The organism is Clostridioides sp. ES-S-0049-02, assembly GCF_020658465.1.
Classification (GTDB): domain Bacteria; phylum Bacillota; class Clostridia; order Peptostreptococcales; family Peptostreptococcaceae; genus Clostridioides.
The window spans coordinates 1-475 of the sequence record NZ_JACVWG010000059.1; the positions used below are offsets into that span (position 1 = coordinate 1).

A 475-nucleotide genomic window follows, 5' to 3' on the forward strand; every position below is an offset into this window, starting at 1 on the left:
AGGGTTAGAAAATGGAAAAACATATAAAGTAGAAGAATATGTAGCACCAGCAGCGACTGAGGTAATAATAGAATCAGGTTCAGTAGCTGGAGCAACAGCAGGAGACAAAAAGATAACAGGATTAACTGCAGGTAAAATATATAAAGTAACAGTAGATGGAAATGAAAAATATACTAAAGCAGATGGAACATTAGGAGAAGAAGCAGATAAAGCAGAAATAATAGGAACAGAAATAACAGGGTTAGAAAATGGGAAAACATATAAAGTAGAAGAATATACTTCAAGCCCTATATCAACAATTGGCAGACTAATAGTCAAGTTCGCTAATTTAGTTAAATAATTTTTAATAGGTAATGTAAAATAATTTGTGCTTCAAGGTTAATAAAAATCTTCTTTATGGCAATGATTTAAATATAATCAAATGTCGTAAAGGAGATTTTTTATGAATACTTTAAGAAAACAATTAGTCAAAGAA

1 protein-coding gene is annotated in these 475 nt (G+C 29.7%); it reads left to right on the top strand.

Annotated features, from left to right (window positions below; genetic code table 11):
- Positions 1–340: hypothetical protein (locus tag IC213_RS20590; RefSeq protein ID WP_227863585.1), on the top strand; the 340-nt coding region annotated here is incomplete at its 5' end.
- Positions 341–475 lie beyond the last annotated feature (135 nt).